This is a genomic window from Xanthobacter sp. NM-25, from assembly GCF_022138605.1.
Taxonomy (GTDB): Bacteria; Pseudomonadota; Alphaproteobacteria; order Rhizobiales; family Xanthobacteraceae; genus Xanthobacter.
In genome coordinates this window covers 130,001-154,431 of sequence record NZ_JACBFS010000007.1, presented here as the reverse complement: position 1 = coordinate 154,431, position 24,431 = coordinate 130,001, and the positions used below count along the sequence as shown (strand labels likewise).

The 24,431-nt window shown below is 69.2% G+C and carries 18 protein-coding genes and 1 other RNA gene (1 of these 19 cut by a window edge); 5 read left to right on the top strand and 14 right to left on the bottom strand.

The features are described 5' to 3' along the window. The first annotated feature begins 29 nt into the window (after positions 1–29). From MEU52_RS18665 to MEU52_RS18655, 3 genes are read left to right on the top strand one after another with little or no spacing between them, the layout of a single operon-like run. The gene (locus MEU52_RS18665; protein ID WP_238123588.1) at positions 30–2,012 is read left to right on the top strand and encodes a cache domain-containing protein; all 1,983 of its coding nucleotides are present in this window, start codon (positions 30–32) and stop codon (positions 2,010–2,012) included. A 25-nt stretch (positions 2,013–2,037) separates the two neighbouring features. Continuing rightward, complete coding sequence (locus MEU52_RS18660; RefSeq protein ID WP_238123478.1) at positions 2,038–2,745, top strand: molecular chaperone DjiA; 708 nt, start codon at positions 2,038–2,040, stop codon at positions 2,743–2,745. Continuing rightward, positions 2,742–3,521 (top strand): N-acetylmuramoyl-L-alanine amidase, encoded by a 780-nt coding sequence (locus MEU52_RS18655; RefSeq protein ID WP_238123477.1) that lies wholly within the window; start codon positions 2,742–2,744, stop codon positions 3,519–3,521. The genes MEU52_RS18660 and MEU52_RS18655 overlap by 4 nt, the downstream gene beginning before the upstream one ends. A 36-nt stretch (positions 3,522–3,557) precedes the next feature. On the opposite strand, the gene MEU52_RS18650 is transcribed toward MEU52_RS18655, so the two are convergent. The 7 genes from MEU52_RS18650 to MEU52_RS18620 form a co-directional block, all read right to left on the bottom strand. Further along, positions 3,558–4,571 (bottom strand): KpsF/GutQ family sugar-phosphate isomerase, encoded by a 1,014-nt coding sequence (locus MEU52_RS18650; RefSeq protein ID WP_443267710.1) that lies wholly within the window; start codon positions 4,569–4,571, stop codon positions 3,558–3,560. Between the two features lie 236 nt (positions 4,572–4,807). Beyond that, entirely contained in the window at positions 4,808–5,506 is a 699-nt protein-coding gene (locus tag MEU52_RS18645) for a DUF1045 domain-containing protein (protein ID WP_238123475.1), read from the bottom strand. A 9-nt stretch (positions 5,507–5,515) separates the two neighbouring features. Next, positions 5,516–6,175, bottom strand: coding sequence for an MBL fold metallo-hydrolase (locus MEU52_RS18640; protein WP_273546385.1), 660 nt, complete (start codon positions 6,173–6,175; stop codon positions 5,516–5,518). A 46-nt stretch (positions 6,176–6,221) separates the two neighbouring features. Continuing rightward, entirely contained in the window at positions 6,222–7,052 is an 831-nt protein-coding gene (locus tag MEU52_RS18635; protein ID WP_238123474.1) for an alpha/beta hydrolase, read from the bottom strand. 69 nt (positions 7,053–7,121) lie between these two features. Further along, the gene (locus tag MEU52_RS18630; RefSeq protein WP_238123473.1) at positions 7,122–8,456 is read right to left on the bottom strand and encodes a DUF3422 family protein; all 1,335 of its coding nucleotides are present in this window, start codon (positions 8,454–8,456) and stop codon (positions 7,122–7,124) included. 105 nt (positions 8,457–8,561) lie between these two features. Further along, positions 8,562–11,144, bottom strand: coding sequence for an ABC transporter permease (locus tag MEU52_RS18625; RefSeq protein WP_238123472.1), 2,583 nt, complete (start codon positions 11,142–11,144; stop codon positions 8,562–8,564). After that, positions 11,141–11,890: an ABC transporter ATP-binding protein gene (locus MEU52_RS18620; protein ID WP_238123471.1), complete on the bottom strand. Its 750-nt coding sequence runs from the start codon at positions 11,888–11,890 to the stop codon at positions 11,141–11,143. The genes MEU52_RS18625 and MEU52_RS18620 overlap by 4 nt, the downstream gene beginning before the upstream one ends. Between MEU52_RS18620 and MEU52_RS18615 the strand changes: the two genes are divergently transcribed. Then, positions 11,889–12,596 (top strand): arylesterase, encoded by a 708-nt coding sequence (locus MEU52_RS18615; protein WP_443267636.1) that lies wholly within the window; start codon positions 11,889–11,891, stop codon positions 12,594–12,596. The two genes, MEU52_RS18620 and MEU52_RS18615, sit on opposite strands and share 2 nt — an antisense overlap. A gap of 3 nt (positions 12,597–12,599) precedes the next feature. Here the strand turns inward: MEU52_RS18615 and rnpB are convergent. From rnpB to MEU52_RS18590, 5 genes are all read right to left on the bottom strand, one after another. Continuing rightward, an RNA gene (gene rnpB, locus MEU52_RS18610) (RNase P RNA component class A) lies at positions 12,600–12,981 on the bottom strand. Positions 12,982–13,063: 82 nt separating this feature from the next. Further along, positions 13,064–15,205, bottom strand: coding sequence for an NAD-dependent DNA ligase LigA (ligA, locus tag MEU52_RS18605; protein ID WP_238123469.1), 2,142 nt, complete (start codon positions 15,203–15,205; stop codon positions 13,064–13,066). Positions 15,206–15,292: 87 nt separating this feature from the next. After that, a complete protein-coding gene (gene gyrB, locus MEU52_RS18600; RefSeq protein ID WP_238123468.1) occupies positions 15,293–17,719 on the bottom strand; it encodes a DNA topoisomerase (ATP-hydrolyzing) subunit B in 2,427 nt (808 codons plus the stop codon). A gap of 90 nt (positions 17,720–17,809) precedes the next feature. Beyond that, positions 17,810–18,424, bottom strand: a complete 615-nt coding sequence (locus MEU52_RS18595; protein ID WP_238123467.1) for a LysE family translocator — start codon at positions 18,422–18,424, stop codon at positions 17,810–17,812. Between the two features lie 55 nt (positions 18,425–18,479). After that, positions 18,480–19,274 carry an MOSC domain-containing protein gene (locus tag MEU52_RS18590; protein ID WP_238123466.1) on the bottom strand — a complete coding sequence of 265 codons (795 nt, stop codon included), beginning with the start codon at positions 19,272–19,274 and terminating at the stop codon, positions 18,480–18,482. Positions 19,275–19,580: 306 nt separating this feature from the next. Here MEU52_RS18590 and clpB point away from each other — a divergent pair, with 306 nt between their 5' ends. Further along, the gene (clpB, locus tag MEU52_RS18585; protein ID WP_238123464.1) at positions 19,581–22,220 is read left to right on the top strand and encodes an ATP-dependent chaperone ClpB; all 2,640 of its coding nucleotides are present in this window, start codon (positions 19,581–19,583) and stop codon (positions 22,218–22,220) included. 156 nt (positions 22,221–22,376) lie between these two features. Here clpB and MEU52_RS18580 read toward each other — a convergent pair whose 3' ends face one another. Together MEU52_RS18580 and MEU52_RS18575 are read right to left on the bottom strand one after the other, a co-directional pair. Further along, a complete protein-coding gene (locus MEU52_RS18580) occupies positions 22,377–23,330 on the bottom strand; it encodes a hypothetical protein (protein WP_238123462.1) in 954 nt (317 codons plus the stop codon). 156 nt (positions 23,331–23,486) lie between these two features. Further along, positions 23,487–24,431: the final stretch of a M23 family metallopeptidase gene (locus MEU52_RS18575; RefSeq protein WP_238123460.1), read on the bottom strand. Its footprint extends 1,050 nt past the window's final position; the window shows 945 of its 1,995 coding nt (coding positions 1,051–1,995); its start codon lies off the right edge, out of view; it ends in the stop codon at positions 23,487–23,489.

The following is a 24,431-nucleotide window of genomic DNA, read 5'->3' as shown; positions in this document are numbered from 1 at the left end:
CGCGGCTCTTGGCCATCGCGCTTTTACCCATGCTCATCATTCTGCCGGTGGTGCTGCTGGTGGCGGTGGGCTGGTGGACCCGGCAGTTTGACCGGCTGCTCATTTCCAAGGTGCAGGGCGATCTCACCATCGCCCGCCAGTATCTCGACCGGCTGATGGAGCGTTCCGACGAGACGCTGCATGCGCTGGGGGATTCGGTGGCGTTCGAGAAGGTGGCGCAGGCCGGCGATCCGGCGGCGCTCGCCACCTTCCTCAATACCCGCCGCGCTGCCCTCGGCCTCGATTTCCTCTACGTGCTCGATGCCCGCGATGCGCTGGTGGCCGCCGCGCCGCCGGGGGCGCGGCCGGATGGCACCGCCGTCACCCAGTCCTCGGTGGTGCTGCGGGCGCTGGATGGCAAGGCCGGTTCCGGCATCGACGTGTTCGGTGCCGCCACCCTGGCGCGGCTCTCGCCGGCGCTGGCCGAGCGGGCGCGGGTGGAACTGGTGCCCACCCCCGGCGCCGTGCCCACCACCCGCACCGAGGAGGTGCGCGGCATGGTGGTGCAGTCGGCGGCGCCGGTGCTGCTGGCCGGCGACCATCGCGGGGTGCTGGTGGGCGGGGTGCTGCTCAATGGCAATCTCGATTTCATCGACACCATCAACGATCTGGTCTATGGCCGCGGCGCTTTGCCGGAGGGCAGCGAGGGCACCGCCACGCTGTTCCTCGATGATGTGCGCATTTCCACCAATGTGCGCCTGTTCGAGGGCCAGCGGGCGCTGGGCACCCGGGTGTCGCGGGAGGTGCGCGCGGCGGTGCTGGGCGAGGGGCGAGTGTGGCTCGACCGCGCCTTCGTGGTGAACGACTGGTACATCTCGGCCTATGAACCCATCCTCAATTCCGCCGGCCAGCGGGTGGGCATGCTCTATGTGGGCTTCCTGGAGGCTCCGTTCCTGGCCTTGAAACGGGCCATCCTGGCCTCGGTGGGGGTGGGCTTTCTGCTGGTGGCGCTGGTCACCATTCCCATTCTGCTGCGCTGGGCCGCCGGCATCTTCCGGCCGCTGGAGGCGATGAACGCCACCATCTCCAAGGTGGAGGCCGGCGCCCTCGATGCCCGCACCGGCCTTACCGGCCCGGCCGACGAGATCGGTCGCCTCGCCCACCATCTCGACGCCATGCTCGACCTGCTGCAGCAGCGCGATGCCCAGCTGCGCCAATGGGCGGAGGAATTGGATGCCCGGGTGGCCGCCCGCACCCGCGAGCTGGAGGCCGCCAATGCGGAGCTGGCCGCCGCCCAGCGGCAATTGGTGATGAGTGGCAAGCTCGCCGCCATCGGTGAGATCACCGCCGGCATCGCCCATGAGATCAACAATCCGGTGGCGGTGATCCAGGGCAATCTGGACGTGGCGCGGGAGCTTCTGGGCGGCGCTGCGGGCCCGGTGAAAGGCGAGTTCGCCCTCATCGACCAGCAGGTGCACCGCATCAACATCATCGTGTCCAAGTTGCTGCAGTTCGCGCGTCCGGACGAGTTCGCCGGCGCCCGCGAGCCGGTGAGCCCGGTGGATGTGGTGGGCGACTGCCTGCTGCTGGTGCAGCACCTTCTGGCCCGCTCGGAGATCGAGGTGGTGCGGCACGAGCAGGCCACGGGCATGGTGCTGATGAACCGGGTGGAGCTGCAGCAGGTGCTGATCAACCTGATGGTCAACGCCATCCATGCCATGCCGGCCGGCGGCACGCTCACCCTCACCGTCCGTGACGGCGCGCGCGGCGGGCAGGCCGGGGTGGCGGTGGCGGTGCGCGATACCGGGGTCGGCATCGCCCCGGCGCAGCTCGCCCGGGTGTTCGATCCCTTCTTCACCACCAAGGGCGAGGGCGGCACCGGGCTCGGTCTTTCCATCAGCTACACCCTGGTGGAGCGGGCCGGCGGCGTGATGGAGGTGGAGAGCGCGCCTGGCCAGGGCAGCGTCTTCACGGTGTGGCTGCCGGCGGCGTCGGCCCACGGCGCCCTTGAGAATGCCGCACTGCTCGGCTAGCCCGGCGCCGACCAGGGAGACACATTTGACCATAGGATTGATCGGCGGCACCGGCGTCGGCTTCGTGCTGGGCGGGCCGCTCGGAGCCTTGCTCGGGGCGTTGGCCGGGGTGGTGCTGGATCGGCTGCTGCTGGCGCCGGCGCCCCGGCCGGCCGCCTTCTCCGTGGCGCTCATCGCCCTGTCGGCCAAGATGGCCAAGGCCGACGGGGTGGTGGTGCCGGCTGAGGTGGCCGCCTTCCAGGAGGTGTTCGACATTCCGCCGGAGGATTTCGAGGCGGTCTCGCGGCTCTATAATCTCGCCAAGGCGGACGTGGCGGGCTACGAGGCCTATGCCCGCCAGGTGGCGGAGATGTTCGCCGACGATCCCGACACCCGCGAAGACCTCATCGACGCATTGTTCCACGTGGCCAAGGCCGACCATGCCCTGCACCCGCGGGAGCTCGCCTTTCTGGAGGAGGTCGGCCGCATCCTCGGCTTCAGCGGCCCGGCCTATGCCCGTATCGAGGCGCGCCACGTGCGCCGGCCCGATGATCCCTATGCGGTGCTGGATCTCGATGCGGAGGCCTCCGATGCGCAGGTGAAGGCCCGCTGGCGGGCGCTGGTGGCGAGCCATCATCCCGATCGCATCGCCGGGCGCGGCCTGCCGCCGGCGGCGGTGAAGCTCGCCAATGATCGGGTGGCGGCCCTCAATGTCGCCTATGGACGGATTGCACAGATGCGGGGGTTGCGATGAGCGGGCCGGTTGAGATGAGGGCCGACTGCTGCCTGGTCACCACGTTGGTGCCCTCGCCCAATTTCGGCGCGCGCCGTGCGCCGGTCGATATGCTGGTGCTGCACTATACGGGCATGGCCAGCGCCGAGGCGGCGGTGGAGCAGCTGCGCAATCCGGCCGCCGAAGTCTCGGCCCATTATGTGGTGCTGGAGGATGGCGGCATCATCCAGATGGTGCCGGAAGCGCAGCGGGCCTGGCATGCGGGCCGGTCCAGCTGGGAAGGCATCACCGATACCAATTCCCGCTCCATCGGCATCGAGATCGTCAATGGCGGCCACGATTTCGGGCTGCCGGCCTTTCCCGGGGCGCAGATCGCGGCGGTGATCGCGCTGTGCGCGGATCTGCAGGCGCGGCACGCCATCCGCGCCGATCGGGTGCTCGCCCATTCGGATGTGGCGCCGGACCGGAAGCAAGATCCCGGCGAGAACTTCCCCTGGGAGGCCCTCCACGCCGCCGGCATCGGCCATCTGGTGCCCGAAACGCCGCTCACCGGCGGCCGTTTTCTGATGCCCGGCGACTATGGCGAGCCGGTGTCGGCGCTCCAGGCGCTGTTCGCGCTCTATGGCTATGGCCTTGAAGTGACAGGTGTGTTCGACCCGGCCACCACCCAAGTGGTGACCGCGTTCCAGCGCCACTTCCGGCGGACGCGGGTGGACGGCATCGCCGATGCGTCCACCATCACCACCCTGCATCGCCTGGTCACCAGCCGCCCGGCGCCGGCGCCCCTCATGGTCTGAGCGGCGTGCACCGGGGATGAAGGCCCTCGACTGCGCTCAGGCGATGCCGGTGCTCAGCAGGTCGTGGATGTGCAGCGCGCCCTTCAGGGCCTGGTCCTCGGCCACCAGCAGGGTGGTGATCTGCCGCTCGTTCATGATCTTGAGGGCTTCCACCGCCAGCTGGTCCGGGCGCACGGTCTTCGGCGCGGCGGTCATCACCGTCTCCACGGTCTGCACGGTGAGGTCGCGGGTCATGTGGCGGCGCAGGTCGCCGTCGGTGACGATGCCGATCAGCCGCGCGTCCTCGTCCACCACCGCGACGCAGCCGAGGCCCTTGGCGCTCATCTCCACCAGCGTCTCGCCCATCAGCGTGCCCCGGCGCACCACCGGCAGGGCGTCGCGGTCGCGCATCACGTCGCGCACGAACTTGAGCTTGGCACCCAGCTTGCCGCCGGGGTGGAACTGCCGGAAGTCCAGCGCGGTGAAGCCGCGGCTCTCCAGCAGGGCCACCGCCAGCGCGTCACCCAACGCCAGCTGCATCACCGTGGAGGTGGTGGGGGCGAGGCCGTGGGGGCAGGCTTCCGGCTCCACCGGCAGGCTCAGCAGCACCTGTGCCGTGCGCCCCAGCGTGCTCTGCGGATTGGAGGTGAAGGCGATCAGCGGCACGCCGAAGCGGCTGGAATAGTCGACGAGATCGCGCAGCTCCGCCGTCTCGCCGGACCACGACAGGGCGATGATCACGTCATCGCCGGTGATCATGCCGAGGTCGCCGTGGCTCGCCTCGCCCGGGTGCACGAAATAAGCGGGGGTGCCGGTGGAGGCGAGGGTGGCGGCGATCTTGCGCGCCACATGGCCGCTCTTGCCCATGCCGGTCACCACCACCCGGCCGCGGGCGTTGCGGATGGTCTCCACCGCCGTCTCGAAGGCGGCACCGAGCGGGCCGGCGATGGCGGCCGTCAGGGCTTTGAGGCCGTTGCTCTCCGCGTCGAGGGTGGCCAGAGCGGACGTGACGGAAGAGGGCCGCATCGGTTGCTCGTCGGCACCTGGAACAGGGATCTTCAAAGAGGGCATCATGCCGGTTGTCTTAGCACCATTCGCGCCGCAGGGGGAGCATCCGCGCCGCGTGACGCCGGGTGAACGCAGCGTTTGCAAGAGCTTGTGCAAGAGTTTGTATAAGTTCTTGGTGCGACAGGCTTTGGCCCGCTCGGCAATCCAGCCCTGCGCGGAACGCAGCCGGGCGCCGGTGGGTGCGCGCGGCCACGTGTTGGTGGGTTGCAGGCCGAATCAATACACGCGGCCGGCCGCGCTCAGGGCGCTCCGAGGGGCATGCGGCGGCTGAGCCGGAACCGGCTGTCGGGGCTGGCCTGGGTGTAGAGCGCCACCTCGGTGATGGTGAGGGGCGCCTCCGCGCCGCAGGCGCCATAGGCGTCGCTCAGCGCGTTGAGGGCGTGGGCCTGGGTCTCCGGCTCCAGCGGACCGGTGAGGGTCATGTGGAAGCGGAAGTCCTCGCCCACATAGGGATAGCCGTAGCGTTCGAGATGGGCGCGCTGGCGGGTGGTGAGCCGCTCGGGCCGGCGGCGGGCGATCTCCTCGGCGCTCAGCGGGGCGCGCGCCGGTTCGAGGCCGAGGACCATGCTGCGGGCCAGGTCGTCGAGGGCCGGCGCCGGGGCCGCCGGCACGAGCGCGATGAACGGGCCGATGGCCCGCACCACCAGCGGCGGCAGCTCGAACGGGTGCTGGCCGGCGGCGACCATCGCGATCTGGGCCTGAAGATCACTCTCGCTCACCCCCGGCGCCAGCCGGAACGGCGCCTTCAGCGTACCGTGGAAGCCGTAGCGGCGTGGCTCGCCGGTGAGGGTGCGCCAGGTTTCGGCATCGAACCCGGCCACCTCGGGCGGCGCCAGCTCGGCGCCGGTCTCTGCGTCGTAGCCGACCACCGCGGAGCCGAACCGCCACAGGGCGCTGGCGGCCGGCGGAGCCAGATAGAGCGCGTAGCGATGGGTCATGGCCGGCCGTCAGCGCGGCAGGAAGGGGTTGCGGGCGCGCTCGTCGCCGATGCTGGTCAAAGGGCCATGTCCCGGCAGGCACACCACGCCATCCCCCAGCGGCAGCATCTTTTCGACGATGCCGGCAATGAGCTGCTCATGGTCGCCATAGGGAAAATCCGTGCGCCCCACCGAGCCGCGGAACAGGGTGTCGCCGACGATGGCGATGTTGGCGTCCTTCAGCACGAAGACCAGGTGCCCGGGCGTGTGGCCGGGCACGTGGAGGATGTCGATGTCGAGCGCGCCCACGCTCAAGGCATCGCCCTCGCTCAGGTAGCGATCCGGCGTCACCGCCCGGCCGCCGCCCTCGAAGCCGAACTTGGTGGCCGAGGCGGGGATCTCGTCGAGCAGGAACTGGTCGGCGGCATGGGGCCCTTCCACCGGCACCTTCAGCTGCTCGGCGAGCGCGGCGGCGCCGGCCGCGTGGTCCACATGACCGTGGGTGAGCAGGATCTTCTCGATGGTGACGCCGGTTTCGGCGACGGCCGCCTGGATGCGGTCGACATCGCCACCGGGATCGATCACTGCCCCCTTCATGGTCTTGGTGCACCACAGGATCGAGCAATTCTGCGCGAACGGGGTGACGGGGACGATGGCGATCTGCACGGGCTGGGCGGGGGCGGTTTCCATGGGAACTCCAGGGCCAGGCCGGGCGGGCCTGGCATGGGGCGGCGGCTCAGTCGGTGATGCCGCGGGCCAGGCTGGTGAGCCGTTGCACCAGCGCCGATCGCGGATCGGTCAACGGCTCGAGAATGGTGAAATGGTTGGTGGCGGGCAGTTCCACATAGCGGGTGGTGGCGCCCTGGGTCGCCCACAGATCGGTGATGTGGCGGCCTTGGCGCAGGAACTCGCTGCTTTCCTCACCGCCCACCACGGCATCGAACACCCGGCCCGGCGGCACCGCCCAGGCGGAGGGGGAGACCCGCCGCGCCTCTTCCGGCGTCAGCCGCAGGGCGGTGTTGAGCGGGGTGGCGACCAAGGGCTCCACGTCATAGACGCCGGACAGGCCGACCCCCGCCGGCACCAGATCCGCCGGCGCGCCGGGGGAATGCTCCCGCCATGGGGTGCACAGCAGGGCGGCGGTGAGATGGCCGCCGGCCGAATGCCCGCAGGCCACCACCTTGCGGCCCACCAGCCGGGCGAGGCAGAGCGCCGCGGCGCGGGCCTGGGCGACGATGGTGGCCAGCGACACGTCGGGGGTGAGGTCATAGCCGGCGATGGCCATGGCCACCGATTGGCCGAGGCAGCCCTCGGCGACGAAGGAGAAATTGCGCGGGTGGCCGTGCTGCCAGTAGCCACCATGGAAGAACAGCACCACTGGAGCCTGCCGCGAGGCGTCGGGCCACAAGATGTCGAGGGTCTGCCGGGGCGAGGGGCCGTAGGGCACGCCGAGATCGGCCGCCGGCACCTCGGCGCGCAGGGTCGCCGAACGGCGGATCCAGCCATCGACAATGGCGGGATAGTCGGGAACACGGGCCCGATTGTCATATTCGAGCGCGAGATCCAAGGTGTCCTCCGCGCCGGGCGTTCGGCCGGCCTCAGGCATGATTGTCAAATCGAATCATGGTCGCCAGATTCAGTCATGGTCGCCGTGGGCGTTGCGGATCTTGCGGACCACGCCCCACACCCCCAGCACCACCACCGGCACCGACACCGCGGTGATGAGCCCCACGTCGAAGTGGAGGCCCAGCGCCTCGGCCATGCCGCTCTGATGCACCCCCTCGGCGAGGTGGTGGACCAAGCTCACCACATAATAAGAAATGGCGGCGACCGAAAGTCCCTCCACCGTGCGCTGCAGGCGCAATTGCAGGCGGGTGCGCTCGTTCATGGAGGTGAGCAGGTCGCGGTTCTGCTGTTCCAGCTCCACATCCACCCGGGTGCGCAGCAGGTCCGCGGCATTGGCGAGCTTGCGGGCAATCTTGTCCTGCCGCTCCTCGATGGCGAAGCAGGTGCGCATGGCCGGGGCCATCCGGCGATCGAGAAATTGCTGCCAGGTGGGAAAGCCCGGCACCGGCACCTCGCGGATGGTGGCGAGGCGGAGCTTCACGATCTCCATATAGGCGCGGCTGGCGCCGAAGCGGAACAGGGAGCCGGCGGCATCCGCCTCCAGCTCCGCCGCCAGCGCCACCAACTCGTCGAGCAGCTTGTTGTTGGCGGAGAGCCCCTCCGAATGGGTCATGGCGGTGGCCACCTCCGCCAGCCGCCCCTCGATCTTGGAGATGGCCGGGGCGAGCCGCTGCGCTTCCGGCAGGCCGAGCAGCGCCAGGGTGCGATAGGTCTCGATCTCCAGGAGGCGCTGCACCAGCGCCCCCGCCGCCTCGGCCCCGAGGCCGCGATCGCGCACCAGGATGCGCACGAAGCCGGACGGATCGGCCATGAAATCGGTGGCGATCTCGGCGAGGCCGTCATTGACGTCGGCGCGGGCCAGGCTCGCCCGGTTGAAGGCCTTGTCGAGGAACAGGTCCTCGGCGGTGTCCTGGATCAGGTGCAGGTCCACCGCCACCAGCAGCGGGCCAGGCTGGGGCATCTCGCCGAACGGGCTCGCCAGGGTCACCGCCGGCGGCTGGAACGGCAGCATGCCGGGCAGCACGCCGGGCGAGGGCAGATCCCAGGTATAGGTGCAGAATTCCGCGTGGCTCTCCCAGCGCAGGTCGGCACCACCGAACGAGACATGGTGATGCTTGGCGCCGGCCGGCGGGGTGGGCAGGCCGCGCGAGCTGCACAGGGCGCTGAGCGCCGCCCGGTCGCGGGCGGCCGCGCCCGTATCCAGGAGGAAGGCGGCGTGGAGGATGCGGCGCGGCGTCTCCGCCGGCATGAACGGGCGCGCGTGCAATTCCTTCAGCACCGCCGCCCGCAGCGGATGCGCCGCGAGGGTGCGCCCTTCGCCGATGACCAGATCCGCTTCAGCCATGGTCCGGCTCCCGCTGTGCCATGCCCCATCCTCCCCTTTGTATTTGGAATGGTGCTGGCACGGCGCGGGCGCCGGATCAACGCGGCGTGCTGACCCGGTGCACGTTCACAGGTGCCGCAATACCCGAACCGGCGGCGCGCTCAAGGCCCGGTAGGTGCCGATGAGGCCGAAGCCCACGGTGAGCAGCAGGGCCCCCGCCACCGCCCCGGCGGCAGCGGGAATGGAGAAGGTGAAGGGAATCTCCATGATCTGGGTGACCACCACCGCGGCGGCGATGCCGCCGGCGATGAGCGCGAACACCGCGGTGATGAGGCCGAGCCCGGCATATTCGAGTGCATAGGCGCCGATGAGGCGGGTGCGCGTCGCCCCCAGCGTCTTCAGGATCACCGCGTCATACACCCGGTGCTGATGCCCGGCCGCCAGGGCGCCGGCCAGCACCAGCACCGAGGTCAGCAAGGTGACGAGGCTGGCGGCGCGGATGCCGAGGGAGAGGTTGTCGAGCATGCGCCGGGCCTCTTCCAGGGTCTCCTTCACCCGCACCGTGGTGACGGCGGGAAAGGCGGCGGCCACCTCCTTCATCAGCGTCACCTCGCGGGCGGTGTCGGCGCCGCCCGGGAAGGCGAGGGTGGAGAGCACCGTATAGGGCGCGCCGGCGAAGCTGCCGGGGGAAAACACCATGACGAAATTGATGCCAAGCCGCTCCCAATTCACCCGCCGCAGATTGGCGATGCGGGCGGTGACGGTGCGCCCCAGCACATTGACGCTGACACTGTCGCCGAGCTTCAGCCCGAGCCCGGCGGCGAGCTTGTCCTCGAACGACACCAGCGGTTCGGTGGCATCGGGCGCCCACCATGTGCCGGCCACCACCTGCGAGCCCTTGGGCACCGCAGCGGCCATGGAGATGCCGCGATCGCTCTGCAGCACCCAGGCGGCGTCGGCGGTGGGCTTCACCTCCTCCGCCGGCACGCCGTTCAAAGCGGTGATGCGGCCGCGCAGCATGGGCACGGAGTCCATCACCCCATCCGGCGCCTTGGCGGTGATGAAGGCGGCGAATTCCTCCTGCTGGGAAGAGGGCACATCGACAAAGAAGAAGCTCGGCGCGCTCTCCTGCATGGGGCCGGACAGCTGGGTGCCGAGGCTGCGGTCCACCAATGCCAGCGCCACCATCAGCGACAGGCCGAGGCCGAGGGAGAGCACCACCGTGGGGGTGAGGGCGCCCGGCCGGTGGATGTTGCCGAGGGCGAGGCGCGCCAAAGCCGAGCGGGGCCGGGGCAGCCGGCGGGCCAGCGCCATGATGGCGAGGGCGACGCCGCGCAGCAGCACGAACACGCCGGCCGCCGCCACCAGGAACACCGCCGCCGTGCGCATGTCGTCGGAGGTGAGGAGCGCGAGCGCCACCAGGGCCAGGGCAAGCACGGCCACCAGCGCGGCATAGGCCAGCGCCGGCCGGCGCCGGTCGGCACCCAAACTGTCGCGGAACAGCACCGAAACCGGCGCCTCCTGGGCCCGGGCCAGGGGCCAGAGGGTGAAGATGGCCGTCACCAGCACCCCATAGAGGGCGGCCAGAGCCAGCGCCGCCGGATCGAGCCGCGGCGCCAGCGGGAACGGCACCAGAGCGGAGATGGCGGCGGTGGCGACGAACGGCAGCAGAGCGCCCAGCACCAGGCCGATGCCGATGCCCACCATGGCGATCAGCGCCAGCTCGGCCCCATAGGTGGCGAAGATGGTGGCGCGGGTGGCCCCCAGCGCCTTCAGGGTGGCGATGGTCTCCCGCTTGGCGGCCAAGTGGCTCGACACCGCATTGGCGACGCCCACCCCGCCCACCAGCAGAGCCGTGAGGGCCACCAGGGTGAGGAACTGGCTGATGCGCCGCACATTGCGTTCCAATTGCGGGGTGGCGGCATCGCGGGTGCGGATTTCATAGCCGGCGGCGGCCAAAGGCGTGTGGGTGCGCTCCAGATAGGCCGGTAATGCGGCGGGATCTGAGAGCCGGACCCGATAGGTCCAGCGCACCACGCTGCCCGGCTGGATCAGGCGGGTGGCCTCGAGCCCGGCATCGGAGACCAAGAGGCGGGCGCCGAAGCCGACGCCGGAGGCGAGCTTGTCCGGCTCCGACACCAGCCGGGCGCGGATTTCCAGTTCCGCCTCACCGACCTTGATGCGGCTGCCGATACCGAGGTCGAGCCGCGTCATCAGCGCCTCGTCCGCCACCGCGCCATAAAGGCCGTCATGCAGGCCGAGCACCGTTGAAAGGGGCGCCGGCGGAGACATATCGAGGGTGCCGACCATGGGGTAGGTCGAATCCACCGCCTTGAGCTCCACCAGGGTGGCATCGCCGGATGGGGCGCGGGCCATGGCCCGCAGCAACGCGACGCGGCCCAAGGTGGTCGAGCTCTGAGGCCCGCGCATCAGCGCCAGCTCGTCCGGGCTCGCCTGGCGTTGGGCGGAGGTGAAGGCGGCATCGCCGCCGAGAATGGCGCGGCCCTCCCGCTCCAGCCCCTCGGTGAGGGCGCGGGCGAAGGAGCCGATGCCGGCGATGGCCATGACGCCGATGATCAGGCAGGCGAGGAAGATGCCAAAGCCCCGCCGGGCCCCGCGCAGCTCGCGCCAGGCAAAGCGGAGCGGCGTGAAACGGAGAGGCGTGAATCGGAGGGGCGCAAGGGGGGGCGTTTCGGTCGGGCTGCTCATGCCAGGGCCCCGATGGCCGCCTGGGCCGCCGCATCCGCCGCCGGGTCCTCGCCCGCCGAATCGTGGGCGATGACGCCGGACCGCACCTGGATCACCCGGCCACAGCGGGCGGCAAGGCCAGTGTCGTGGGTGACGAGGACCAGCGTGGTGCCGCGGTCGCGATGGGCGGCGAACAGCAGGTCCATGATCTGCTGGCCGGTGGCCTCGTCCAGATTGCCGGTGGGCTCGTCGGCCACCAGGATGGGCGGCTCGGGCGCCAGCGCCCGGGCCACCGCCACCCGCTGCTGCTCGCCGCCGGACAATTGGGCGGGATAATGGGTGGCGCGATGGCCGAGGCCCACCGCCTCCAGCTCCCGGGCGGCGCGGGCAAAGGCATCGGCCCGGCCGGCCAGTTCCAGGGGCACCGCCACATTCTCCAGCGCCGTCATGGTGGGGATGAGGTGGAACGACTGGAAGACGATGCCGATATGCCGGCCCCGGAAGCGGGCGAGGGCATCTTCCGACAGGGGGGTGAGATCGGTGCCCGCCACCTCCACCCGTCCCTTGTCCGGCCGCTCCAGGCCGGCCATCACCATGAGCAGGGTGGACTTGCCCGAGCCGGAGGGACCCACCAGCCCCACGGTCTGCCCTGCCGTGATTTGGACGAAGATGTCTTTCAGCACATGGACACGGGCCGCGCCGGCCCCCAAAGAGAGATCGACCCCGGAGAGCTTCAGGGCCGGCGGGGGAAGGGAAGCATCGTTCATGCGTGACAAGACCTTCGAGGCATCTGCAATGGGCGCGGGCGCGCGTCCGGCAACCGCATACGGATGGAAAACGGTATTTAAGGCACTGCCGGGGCTGATGGCCCTCGCCTGCCTGATCACGATCGCGTCACCCGCCGCCGCCCGCACGGTGAAGCTGGTGGCCTTCGGCGACAGCCTCACCGCCGGTTATGGTGTGCCGTCATCGCAGGCGTTTCCGGTGCAGCTTCAGGCGGCGCTGAAGGCGAAGGGCTATGATGTGGCGATCGTGAATGCCGGCGTCTCCGGCGACACCGCCAGCCAGGGCCTCGCCCGGCTCGACTGGTCGGTGCCCGAGGGCACCGATGGGGTGATCGTGGCGCTGGGCGCCAACGACATGCTGCGGGCGCTGCCCCCCGCCACCACGCGTAAGGCCATGACCGAGATCGTCAGCCGCCTGAAGGCACGAGGCATCAAGGTGCTGGTGGCCGGCATGCTGGCGGCGCCCAACCTCGGGCCGGAATACCAGGCCGAGTTCAACGCCGTGTTCCCGCAGCTGGCGGCCCAGCAGGGCGTGCTGCTCTATCCCTTCTTCATGGAGGGGGTGGCCGGGCATCCCGAGCTCATCCAGAAGGACGGGCTGCACCCCAATCCCGACGGGGTGCGGGTGATGGTGTCCGGCATCCTGCCGGATGTGGAGGCGCTCCTGAAGCAGGTGCAGGCGAAATAGGGGAATACCAGCCGGCCTGTAAGCCGGGTTCTGTACGGCGGGCACAAGGCCCGCGTGGCGACCATTCATCTGGGACGCCGGTTGCCCGGCGCCTCTAGCAGTCAACCCGGACGACATCCCGAAGACCGGGTGGTTTCCCGCGTCGTCCCTATTTGACTTTGCTCCCGGTGGGGTTTGCCGTGCCGCTTCCGTTGCCGGTCGCGCGGTGGGCTCTTACCCCACCGTTTCACCCTGGCTCGCGCGGACCCGAGGGACCTTCGCGAGTGGTTTGATTTCTGTGGCACTTTCCCTGGGGTCGCCCCCGCCGGACGTTATCCGGCACCGTGTCTCCGTGGAGCCCGGACTTTCCTCGACACCGAAATGCCGCGGCCGCCCGGCCGGCTGGTGCGGGACCAATGAGCGCTCCCGCGCGGGGCGTCAAGGGGGCGGAGGGCGCTGCCCCGTCGGCGCGAGGGCTTGTCCCCGCCTCAGCCCACCAGCTCGAACCAGTCATCCTCGGTGATCACCTTCACCCCCAGGGCGCGGGCCTTGTCGAGTTTGGAGCCGGCGCCGGGGCCGGCCACCACGAGGTTGGTCTTGGCCGAGACCGAGCCCGCCACCTTCGCCCCCAGCCGCTCGGCCATGGCTTTCGCTTCGTCCCGGGTCATCTTTTCCAGGCTGCCGGTGAACACCACGGTCTGGCCCGAGACCGGGCTTGCCGCCGCCACCGCTTCCATGGGGGCCGGCGTCACATGGGTGAGCAGGGCCGCCACCACTTCGCGATTGTTGGGCTCGGTGAAGAAGTCGATCACCGCTTCCGCCACCACATCGCCGATGCCGTCGATGGCCAGCATCTCCTGCCATGCGGCATTGCCCTTGGGCTCGGCCTCGCACGGCATCACCGCATCCAGGGCCGCCTGCTCCAGCGCCTCCACGGTGCCGTAGTGGCGCATCAGCCGCTTGGCGTTGGTTTCGCCCACATGGCGGATGCCCAGCGCGAACACCAAGCGATCCACCGCCACCGTGCGTCGCGCGGCGATGGCCGCGAACAGGTTCTTCACTGAGGTCTTGCCCCAGCCCTCGCGATTTTCCAGCCGCTGCAGGGAATTGGCGTTGCGAGCCTCGAGCGTGAAGATGTCGGCGGGGGACTTGATCAGCTCCCACTCATAAAGGGCATGCACCTGCTTCTCGCCCAGCCCCTCGATGTCGAAGGCGTTGCGGGAGACGAAGTGGCGCAGCCGCTCCACCATCTGCGCCGGGCAGATGAGGCCGCCGGTGCAGCGGCGCACCGCATCCACCTTGCCGCTCTTGAGATCCGCTTCGCGCACCGCGTGGGAGCCGCAGGCGGGGCACACGGTGGGGAAGACATAGGGCCGGGCGCCGGCGGGGCGCTGGTCGGCGATCACCCGCACCACCTGGGGGATGACATCGCCGGCGCGCTGCACCACCACCGTATCGCCGATGCGGATGTCCTTGCGCTGGATCTCATCCTCATTGTGCAACGTGGCGGAGGAGACCACCACGCCGCCGACCGTGATGGGCGCGAGCCTGGCCACCGGGGTGAGGGCGCCGGTGCGGCCCACCTGGATCTCGATATCCTCCAGGATGGTGATGGCCTGCTGGGCGGGGAATTTGTGGGCGATGGCCCAGCGCGGCGAGCGGGAGACAAAGCCTAGCCGGCGTTGCAGGTCCAGCCGGTTCACCTTGTAGACCACGCCGTCGATGTCATAGCCGAGCGTCGCCCGGCGTTCCTCGATGCCGTGGTAGTGGGCGAGCAGGCCCTGGGCGGACTCCACGATCACCGTCAGCGGGTTGGTGGGAAAGCCCCAGCGCGCGAACGTCTCCACCATGCCCATCTGGGTGTCGGCGGGCAGCGTGGTCGCCTCGCCCCAGGCATAAGCGAAGAATTTCAGCGGGCGGGCGGCGGTGATGCTGGCATCGAGCTGGCGCAGGGAGCCGGCCGCAGCATTGCGCGGATTGGCGAACACTTTTTCGCCGGCCTCCTCCTGGCGGGCATTCAGAGCCTCGAAATCCGCCACCGCCATATAGATCTCGCCGCGCACGTCGATGATGTCCGGCACGTCGGGACCGCGGATCTCGTGGGGGATCTCGGCGATGGTGCGCACATTGGCGGTCACGTCCTCGCCCTCGGACCCGTCGCCGCGGGTGGCGGCCACGGTCAGCCGGCCGCGCTCGTAGCGCAGGGAACAGGAGAGGCCGTCGATCTTGGGCTCGGCGGTGAACGCCACCGGGTCGGCCTCGTCCAGCGCCAGGAAGCGTTTCACCCGACCGACGAAATCCTCCACCTCCTCATCGGTGAAGGCGTTGGCCAGCGACAGCATGGGCACCTGGTGGGTGACCTTGCCGAACTTCTCCACCGGCGCCGCGCCGACCTTTTGGGACAGGCTGTCGGCGCCGACGAGGTGCGGGAAGCGCTGCTCGATCGCCTCATAGCGGCGGCGCAGAGCGTCATAATCCGCATCCGAGATGACCGGGGCGTCTTCGCGGTAATAAGCGGCATCGTGGCCGGCGATCTCCGCCGCCAGGGCCTGGTGCTCCCGGGCGGCCTGATCGGCGGAGAGATCCTCGACGGGAAGCGCGCGGAGCGCGAGCGGGGCAGGCGTGGTCATGATGGTCCCTCTGGCCGCCCCTTTGTGGCAAAGGCGCGGTCCAGCGGCAACATCGCCGACGCGGTGTCCACCCCCGTCTTGAGGGGGTTACACGTCCACGCTGGCGCGCAAAGCGTTTTCCTGGATGAACTCGCGACGGGGTTCCACCACGTCGCCCATCAGCCGGTTGAAGAGGTCGTCGGCGGCGTCCACTTCCTTGACCCTCACCTGCAGCAGCGAGCGGGCGTTGCGGTCGAGGGTGGTCTCCCACAACTGCTCGGGGTTCATCTCGCCCAGGCCTTTGTAGCGCTGCAGGGCAAGGCCCTTGCGGCCGGCATCGGTGACCGCGTTGAACAGGTCCACGGCGCCGAACAGGGTCTGCTCGTCGCTCTTGCGCTTGAGGGTGACGGCTTCGGTGAACACGCCGTCCAGCTCGCGGGCGAGGCTGTCGAGGCGCCGGGCCTCCGGCGAGGCGAGGAAGGCCGCGTCGAGACGCGCCACTTCCTGCACGCCGCGCACCATGCGGGAGAAGGTGTAGCCGTCTTCGTCGGCGAGGCCGACCCAGCCGCGTTCGGTTTCCTCGGCGAGCACATCCAGGCGGCCGGCAATGGCGGCGGCGCTGCGGGTAGCGGCCTCGGGATCGGACAGCGCGGCGGCGCTGAGCGCCCCGGAGAGGGCGGCCTGCTCGGCCACGGCGCGGTTGTAGCGGGGGTGCAGCGCATGCAGGGTGCCCCGCATGTGGCGGGCCACTTCCACCAGCCGGGTCAGGTCGGCGCTGGCGCGCACCTCGCCCGAGGCGAGCCGCAGGGAGGCATCCTCAAGGCCGGCGGTCACCAGATAGTCTTCCAGCGCCTTCTCGTCCTTGAGATAGGTCTCGGACTTGCCGCGCGTCACCTTGTAGAGCGGCGGCTGGGCGATGAAGAGATGGCCGGCCTCGACGATCTGCGGCATCTGCCGGAAGAAGAAGGTGAGCAGCAGGGTGCGGATGTGGGCGCCGTCCACGTCGGCGTCGGTCATGATGATGATCTTGTGGTAGCGCAGCTTCGACAGATCGAAGTCGTCGCGGCCGATGCCGGTGCCGAGCGCCGTGATCAGGGTGCCGATCTGCTCGGAGGACAGCATCTTGTCGAAGCGGGCGCGCTCCACGTTGAGGATCTTGCCGCGCAGGGGCAGCACCGCCTGGAAGGCGCGGTCGCGGCCCTGCTTGGCGGAGCCGCCGGCGGAGTCACCCTCCACCAGGAACAGCTCAGACTTGGCGGGGTCGCGCTCCTGGCAATCGGCCAGCTTGCCGGGCAGGGAGGCGATGTCCAGCGGGCTCTTGCGGCGGGTGAGGTCGCGCGCCTTGCGGGCGGCCTCGCGGGCGGCGGCGGCTTCCACCACCTTGCCGATCACCGATTTGGCCTCGGCGGGGTTTTCCTCGAACCAGGTGCTCAGCGCCTCGCCCACCAGGCTCTCGACCACCGGCCGGACCTCGGAGGAGACCAGCTTGTCCTTGGTCTGGGAGGAGAATTTCGGATCGGGCACCTTCACCGAGAGCACCGCGGTGAGCCCCTCGCGGCAATCCTCGCCGGTGGGGTCCACCTTCTCCTTCTTGGCGATGCCGGAGGCATTGGCGTAGCCGATCACCTGGCGGGTGAGGGCGGCGGCAAAGCCGGTGAAATGGGTGCCGCGATCCCGCTGGGGGATGTTGTTGGTGAAGCACAGAATGTTTTCGTGGTAGCCATCGTTCCACGAAAGAGCGGCTTCCACGGTGATGCCGTCTCGCTCCGCGCGGATGACGATGGGCTTGGGCACCAGCGCTGTCTTGGAGCGGTCGAGATACTTCACGAACGCCTCGATGCCGCCTTCGTAATGCAGCTCCTCGCGCTTGGGCTCGGGGCCGCGGGCATCGGTGAGGGTGATGAGCACGCCGGAATTGAGGAAGGCGAGCTCGCGCAGGCGGTGCTCCAGGGTGGCGTAATCGAACTCCACCTTGGTGAAGGTTTCCGGGCTCGGCAGGAACGTCACCTTGGTGCCACGGGCATGCTCGGGGGCCTCGCGCACCACCTTCAGCGGCGCTTCCGCGTCGCCGTGGCGGAAGCGCATGAAATGCTCCTTGCCGTCGCGCCAGATGGTCAGGTCGAGCCAGGTGGACAAGGCGTTCACCACCGAGACGCCCACCCCGTGCAGGCCACCGGAGACCTTGTAGGAATTCTGGTTGAACTTCCCGCCCGCGTGCAGCTGGGTCATGATGACCTCGGCCGCCGAGACCCCCTCTTCCGGGTGCAGGTCGGTGGGGATGCCGCGGCCATCGTCGGTCACGGTCACCGAGCCGTCGGCGTTGAGGGTGACGGTGACCTCGTGGGCCCAGCCCGCCAGGGCCTCGTCGATGGCGTTGTCGACCACCTCATAGACCATGTGGTGGAGGCCCGAGCCGTCATCGGTGTCGCCGATATACATGCCCGGGCGCTTGCGCACCGCGTCCAGACCCTTCAGCACCTGAATGGACTGGGCGCCGTAATCGTCGGGGGAAGCAGCGGGCACGGGTTCTGCCATATCGGTTCTCGGATCTCGAATCGGTGGTCAGCGTCATGCGACTTTAGCGCACGCGCGCGGTGATTTGGTGGCGCTGTTGGGGCGAGGCCGCTAACGGGCGGCGACGGTCACGGCGGCTCCGGCAAGGGTGGCGCCGCAGATGCGGTTGAGGGTGCGCATGGCCCGCCGCGAGGCGATGAACCGGCGGGCCCGGTCGGCGACGATCACATAGCCGGCGAACACCGCCGTCAGCACCACCAGGATGACCCCGCTCATCTCGGCAAAGCCGAGCATGGAGAGCTGGTCGAGGTTCATCAGGGTGGGCAGCAGCGCCAGGTAGAAGGCCATGGTCTTGGGGTTGCTCAAGGTCAGGGCCACGCCGGCACCATAGAGGCCGAGCGCCGATTGATCCGTGGGCACCGGTGCGTCGCTGGGCGGCGCGGCGGGGGCTGTCCACATGCGCCAGGCCATCAGCAGCAGATAGGCGGCGCCGGCCAGGCGGACCACGATGAACAGGCTGCCGAGGGTGGCGGCCAAAGCGGCGAGGCCCAGCGCGGCGGCGGCGAGCCACAGAATGTCGCCGGTGGCGAGGCCGAGGATGAAGGCGGACGCGCCGTGGCGACCCCGGGCGAGCGTGCGCGCCACCAGGGCGACAACGGCCGGACCAGGGCTCGCGGCCCCCAGTGTCAGGACCGCCGCGAAAAGAGCGAGGCTAGCCGGTTCCATGCCTTCTAGTGCGCTGCGCGGGTCGGAAGGTCAAGTCCGGCCGCCGGCGGCGGCCTCAGACGACGCGGACGGCATCGCCCACCGCCACCCGGCCGGCCTGGACCACCCTGGCGTAGACGCCACAATCCGTGTGCCCATAGGCGCGGGCGAGGCCCTTCACCACATTGATGTCGCGGGCGGCGGTGTCCGGGTTCACATTGACGGCGGCGCAGCGCTCGGTGCGCTTGAGAATGGCGAGGCGGGCGTCGCCGATGGCCAACGTCTGCCCGACGAGGGTGAGCTCCGTGCCCGGCGCCCAGCCGTCGAGATGAAGGTTCATGCGGAAACGTCGCGGGTCCACCGCTTCACCCATGTGCCCTGCCAGATCCCGCACGCTGGCGAGATTGAGCAGGGAGATGAAGCCCGAGCGCAGGGAATCGGTGAAGCGGAAGCCCTCCGGCGCCGTCAGCAGCTGCAGCCGGCCGCGGGCCTCCTCGCCCATATAAAAGGTGAGGAAGGCCTCGATCTCGGCGCACCCCTCCGCCGTGGCGAGGTTGCCCCTGGCGGCTTCCACCCCTTCGAGGCACAGGGTCAGTTCCCGGGAGGCGTCGTCGTAGCGGCTGTCCAGGCCGGCGAGGCGCGCATCCCGCATCAGCATCAGGAACGCCGTCTTGGGGCGATAGGCCGGGGTGGCGGGGTCAAATCCGCACGGGCCGTTCTCCACCGCATAGAGGCGATCGCCGGGGAAGAAGGCGCCGGCTTCCAGCTGCACCGCCGCCAGCGGCTCGGCGGAGAGCCCCTTCACCGGATGACGGTACAGGGCGGTGACGGTGGCGGGTGGAAGGGAGGCGACGGTCTCGACGGTGGTCATGGGTGCCGCGATCTCATCTGAAGGGCATCGCGGTCAAGCCGCCACGCCGGCTCTGGGCATCCCGGGGATGCTGGCGCCGGCGCCGAAAACGGCGTCCGGGCTTGGGCTTCGTCAAGGTTTCATGGCCGCGGAACGATAAGCTTGTTTTCGTCGCGCACCCCCTTCCGTTGCCGGGAAGCCACACCCACATGAGGCACGGCGCAGGTTGCAAGGCCGTGCGCGACGGTCGCCGGGGATACCGGGACCGTGCCCCAGCGCGTTGGCATGCTTCAGATGAAGGTGCCGGGCGTGAGAAGGAGGAAAGACATGAATTTCGAGATCTATACCGAGCGCGCGCGCGGGTTCGTCCAGTCGGCCCAGGCGCTGGCGACGCGGGAAGGTCATCAGCAGTTTACCCCTGAGCATCTCCTGAAGGTGCTCATGGACGACCCGGAAGGCTTGTGCTCGGGTCTCATCCAGCGTGCGGGCGGCAATCCCACGCTGGTGCGCGCCGATGTGGAAGCCGCGCTGGCCAAGCTGCCGAAGGTGTCGGGGGGCTCCGGCCAGGTCTATCTGAGCCAGCAGCTCGCCCGCGTCTTCGAGGCGGCGGAGCAGGCGGCCAAGAAGGCGGGTGACGGCTATGTCACCGTCGAGCGCATGCTGCTCGCTTTGGTCATTGAGAAGGAAACCGAGGCCGGCAAGATCCTGGCCCATGCGGGCGTCACCCCGCAGAATCTGAACGCGGCCATCGAGGCGCTGCGCAAGGGCCGCACCGCGGATACCGCCACCGCCGAAAACGCCTATGACGCGCTCAAGAAGTATGCCCGCGACCTGACCCAGGCGGTGCGCGACGGCAAGCTCGACCCGGTGATCGGCCGTGACGAGGAGATCCGTCGCACCATCCAGGTGCTGGCCCGCCGCACCAAGAACAACCCCGTGCTCATCGGCGAGCCGGGCGTCGGCAAGACCGCGATCGTGGAGGGCCTCGCCCGCCGCATCGTCGATGGTGACGTGCCCGAGAGCCTGAAGGGCAAGAGCCTGCTCGCCCTCGACATGGGCTCCCTCATCGCCGGCGCGAAATATCGCGGCGAGTTCGAGGAGCGCCTGAAGAGCGTGCTCAACGAGGTCGAGGCGGCCGAGGGCGGCATCATCCTGTTCATCGACGAGATGCACACCCTCGTCGGCGCCGGCAAGACCGACGGCGCCATGGATGCGTCCAACCTGCTGAAGCCGGCTTTGGCCCGTGGCGAGCTGCACTGCGTTGGCGCGACCACGCTGGATGAATATCGCAAGCATGTGGAGAAAGACGCGGCCCTCGCTCGTCGTTTCCAGCCCGTCTTCGTCTCCGAGCCCACGGTGGAGGATACCGTCTCCATCCTGCGCGGCCTGAAGGAGAAGTATGAGCTGCACCACGGCGTGCGCATCACGGACTCGTCGCTGGTGTCGGCGGCGGTGCTGTCCAACCGCTACATCACCGACCGCTTCCTGCCCGACAAGGCCATCGACCTCGTCGACGAGGCGGCGTCGCGCCTGCGCATGCAGGTGGATTCCAAGCCCGAGGAGCTGGACAATCTCGACCGTGAGATCGTCCGCCTGCGCATCGAGCAGGAAGCCCTGAAGAAGGAGACCGACACCGCCTCCAAGGACCGGCTGAAGAAGCTGGAGAAGGAGCTGGCGGACCTGGAGGAGAAGGCCTCCGTCCTCACCTCCAAGTGGAAGGCGGACAAGGAGAAGCTGAACGAGGCGACCACCGTCAAGGCCAAGCTCGACCAGGCCCGCGCCGATCTGCAGACCGCGCAGCGCCAGGGCGAGTACCAGAAGGCCGGCGAGCTCACCTATTCGGTGATCCCGGAGCTGGAGAAGCGCCTTGCCGAGGTGGAGAAGGCCGGAGCGACCGGCGGCATGGTGGAAGAGGCGGTGACGCCCAGCCACATTGCCGGCGTCGTCTCCCGCTGGACCGGCGTGCCGGTGGACAAGATGCTGGAAGGCGAGCGGGAGAAGCTGCTGCGCATGGAACTGGAGCTGGCCAAGCGCGTGGTCGGCCAGTCGGAAGCGGTTGCCGCCGTTTCCACCGCCGTGCGCCGGGCCCGAGCCGGCCTGCAGGATCCGAACCGGCCCATCGGCTCGTTCCTGTTCCTCGGCCCCACCGGCGTCGGCAAGACCGAGCTGACCAAGGCGTTGGCGGAGTTCCTGTTCGACGACGAGACCGCCATGGTGCGCATCGACATGTCGGAGTACATGGAGAAGCACTCCGTGAGTCGCCTCATCGGTGCCCCTCCCGGCTATGTGGGCTATGACGAGGGCGGCGCCCTCACCGAAGCGGTGCGGCGCCGGCCCTATCAGGTGGTGCTGTTCGACGAGGTGGAGAAGGCCCATCCGGACGTCTTCAACGTCCTCCTGCAGGTGCTCGACGACGGGCGCCTGACGGACGGGCAGGGGCGCACGGTGGACTTCCGCAACGTGCTGATCGTCATGACCTCCAATCTCGGCGCCGAGTTCCTGGCGGATCCCCGCCAGCCCATGGGCTTCAAGGTGCCGGGCCACGAGGGCGACAAGGTGGTGTCCGACGAGGAGGCCTATGACCTGGTGATGACGGCGGTGCGGCACCACTTCCGCCCCGAGTTCATCAACCGGATCGACGAGATCGTTATGTTCCACCGCCTGAAGCGGGAGCAGATGGACTCCATCGTCGATATCCAGATGGGCCGCCTGAAGAAGCTGCTGGAGGATCGCAAGATCACCATCACGCTGTCTCCCGAGGCGCGGCACTTCCTGGCGGAGAAGGGGTATGACCCGGCCTATGGCGCGCGTCCGCTGAAGCGGACCATCCAGAAGCTGGTGCAGGACCCGCTCGCCGAGAAGATCCTCGCCGGCGACATCCTGGATGGCGCGACGGTGCAGGTCACCCTCGAAGGCGATCACCTCGCCTTCCAGTCCACCGCGGCACCCGTCGATGCGGCCGCCTGATCCTGGCGTCGCAGGGGTATGACTGAAGAGAAGAGGCCCTCCCTTCGGGGAGGGCCTTTTTGTTGTGCGCGCGGGTGGCGTCCGCCACGAGACAAGAAGCCGTTGCTCGGCACTCATCTGGTGAGAGCCATCGACGTCTGGACCGGGTGCGCGGCTTTATTCGCCGCGGGCGGCGGCCAGCAGCTCCTGGGCCCGCTGGGTGGCGGCGGCGAAGAAGGGCAGGGCGGGTGCCGCCTTCGCGAAGCAGGCCTGATAGGCCGCCGCGCCTTCTTCTTCCACATCGGTTGCCTGGTCCCAGCGCGGGTCCTGGTCGTTCCTCGATTTCTCGGCGGCGGCGATCAGGGCCTTGGATTTCGCGGCGAACCCCTTCCAGACCTTGTCGCAGGCCGGCATGGGCCTGATGGTGACCTTGACCGGCGCCGCCCCCACCACCACCCGTCCGCCGGCCATGCGGGTGAAGACGATGCTGTCCGGCACATCATTCTGGGCGCCGGTCTGGGTGAACAGGCCCAAAGCCGCATTCACCGTCTCGCCCGGAGCGGTGGTGATGGGCAGGTCCATATATTTGACGAACATCGCGTCCGATCCCATCACCGCCTGATAGAGCGCCTGTGTGCCGACGGCCGCCGCCAGCCCGCCGCGCAGCGCCTCGGGGGCGTCCTCATCCTTGGCGCTCCGGGCGAGCCAGTCTGCGAACACCGGCTCCGGCGCCACGAAGAAACGGGTGACGAAGTCGGCGCTCGAAAACAGCAGCCCATCGGGCTGCCGGGATTCCAGATAGTCGGGCACCAGGGTGGTGGGCAGGAACACCGGCGGCGGCCGGGTGTCCGCGAAGGTGACCGGGCCGATAAGCGCCGTCATGAGGCGCTCCAGCTGCTGCACCGCCGCGGCGCTGCGCGTGTCGACCGCGTCCTGGTTCTCACCGGCCTTGACGGCGGCGGCCACCGCCTCGCTCAGCTGATTGCGGGTGGCGATGTAGCTTTCGATCGGGGTGTCGGCGGCCACGTCGTGGCTGCCCCAACAGGACAGGGCCACCGCTATCGCCATGGCAGCCGCCCGGATGCCGGCACGGGCCGGTCGCGGGCGGTCACGCAGAAGGTGATGTCCCATCCTGTGGTGTCCTCGTCTCAGCCGTGGCGGTTCGCGGGAGCGGACCGAGGCGTCGCGCTCCCGCCCTGGGGCGGGAGAGAAGAGTGAGGATGGGGGAAGGGGCCGTCAACTGCGGCGGGGGTACCCGCGGCGCTCGGCCCGCAGCGCGACGGATGATCAGTCGGCGCTGGAGCGCGCGGGCTTGGCGCCCGACGCGCCGGCGCTGGCCACTTTGGCCGGCACGGGGGCATGGTTCATCAGGGCGTCCACGCGTTCGCGCTCCTTGCCGAATTCGGTGAGGAACCGCCCGGCGAGGGCACGGCCGCGGGGCAACTTGATGCGCATGGGGTCCACGAAGTTGCCGTTGATCTTCACTTCATAGTGCAGATGCGGTCCCGTGGAGAGGCCGGTGGAGCCGATGTAGCCGATCAGCTGCCCCTGGCGCACCTTCATGCCTTCGCGGATGCCGCGGGCGAAGCCCGACTGGTGCGAATAGGTGGTGACATAGCCGTTGGCGTGCTGGATCTCGGTGTGCTTGCCATAACCCGATTTCCAGTTGGCATAGATGATGGTGCCGTTGCCCGCCGCATAAATGGGCGTGCCGATGGAATCCGCCCAGTCCACACCGGTGTGGAGCTTGGAATAGCCGAGGATCGGATGGCGGCGGTACCCAAAGGGCGAGCGCATGACACCCCCGGCCACGGGCTTGCGCACCAGGAACTTCTTCGCGCTCTTTCCATCCTCGTCATAATAGTCGACGAGGCCGTCGTCCGAGGTCTGGAAGCGATAGTAGCGCTTGGTTTCGCTGCCGGTGGTCAGCGCCGCATAGAGGATTTCGTTGTTGGCGCCGGCATCGTCGGAATAGAGCACCTCGAAGCTGTCGCCGGACCGCACGCGCCGCTGGAAATCCACGTCGAAGGCATAGATCCGGATCAGATCGGCGATCACGTTGCGCGGAATCTCGTTGCGCAGCGCCGTTTCATAGACGCTCTCATAAAGCCGGATGCCGGGGCCGCTGTCGTCATCGGTATCCTCCGAGACGCCGGCGATCTCCGTTTCCGCAGGCTCGGGCACGTTCACGAACTCGTTGCGGTCCGACAACGCAATGGTGCCCTCGTGGCC

Coding starts and splice junctions, on each gene's coding strand:
- MEU52_RS18665 (WP_238123588.1), top strand. CDS start 30: ATGCTCATCATTCTGCCGGTGGTGCTGCTGGTGGCGGTGGGCTGGTGG.
- MEU52_RS18655 (WP_238123477.1), top strand. CDS start 2,742: ATGAGCGGGCCGGTTGAGATGAGGGCCGACTGCTGCCTGGTCACCACG.
- MEU52_RS18650 (WP_443267710.1), bottom strand. CDS start 4,571: ATGCCCTCTTTGAAGATCCCTGTTCCAGGTGCCGACGAGCAACCGATG.
- MEU52_RS18645 (WP_238123475.1), bottom strand. CDS start 5,506: ATGACCCATCGCTACGCGCTCTATCTGGCTCCGCCGGCCGCCAGCGCC.
- MEU52_RS18640 (WP_273546385.1), bottom strand. CDS start 6,175: ATGGAAACCGCCCCCGCCCAGCCCGTGCAGATCGCCATCGTCCCCGTC.
- MEU52_RS18630 (WP_238123473.1), bottom strand. CDS start 8,456: ATGGCTGAAGCGGATCTGGTCATCGGCGAAGGGCGCACCCTCGCGGCG.
- MEU52_RS18625 (WP_238123472.1), bottom strand. CDS start 11,144: ATGAGCAGCCCGACCGAAACGCCCCCCCTTGCGCCCCTCCGATTCACG.
- MEU52_RS18615 (WP_443267636.1), top strand. CDS start 11,889: ATGCGTGACAAGACCTTCGAGGCATCTGCAATGGGCGCGGGCGCGCGT.
- MEU52_RS18620 (WP_238123471.1), bottom strand. CDS start 11,890: ATGAACGATGCTTCCCTTCCCCCGCCGGCCCTGAAGCTCTCCGGGGTC.
- ligA (WP_238123469.1), bottom strand. CDS start 15,205: ATGACCACGCCTGCCCCGCTCGCGCTCCGCGCGCTTCCCGTCGAGGAT.
- gyrB (WP_238123468.1), bottom strand. CDS start 17,719: ATGGCAGAACCCGTGCCCGCTGCTTCCCCCGACGATTACGGCGCCCAG.
- MEU52_RS18595 (WP_238123467.1), bottom strand. CDS start 18,424: ATGGAACCGGCTAGCCTCGCTCTTTTCGCGGCGGTCCTGACACTGGGG.
- MEU52_RS18590 (WP_238123466.1), bottom strand. CDS start 19,274: ATGACCACCGTCGAGACCGTCGCCTCCCTTCCACCCGCCACCGTCACC.
- clpB (WP_238123464.1), top strand. CDS start 19,581: ATGAATTTCGAGATCTATACCGAGCGCGCGCGCGGGTTCGTCCAGTCG.
- MEU52_RS18580 (WP_238123462.1), bottom strand. CDS start 23,330: ATGGGACATCACCTTCTGCGTGACCGCCCGCGACCGGCCCGTGCCGGC.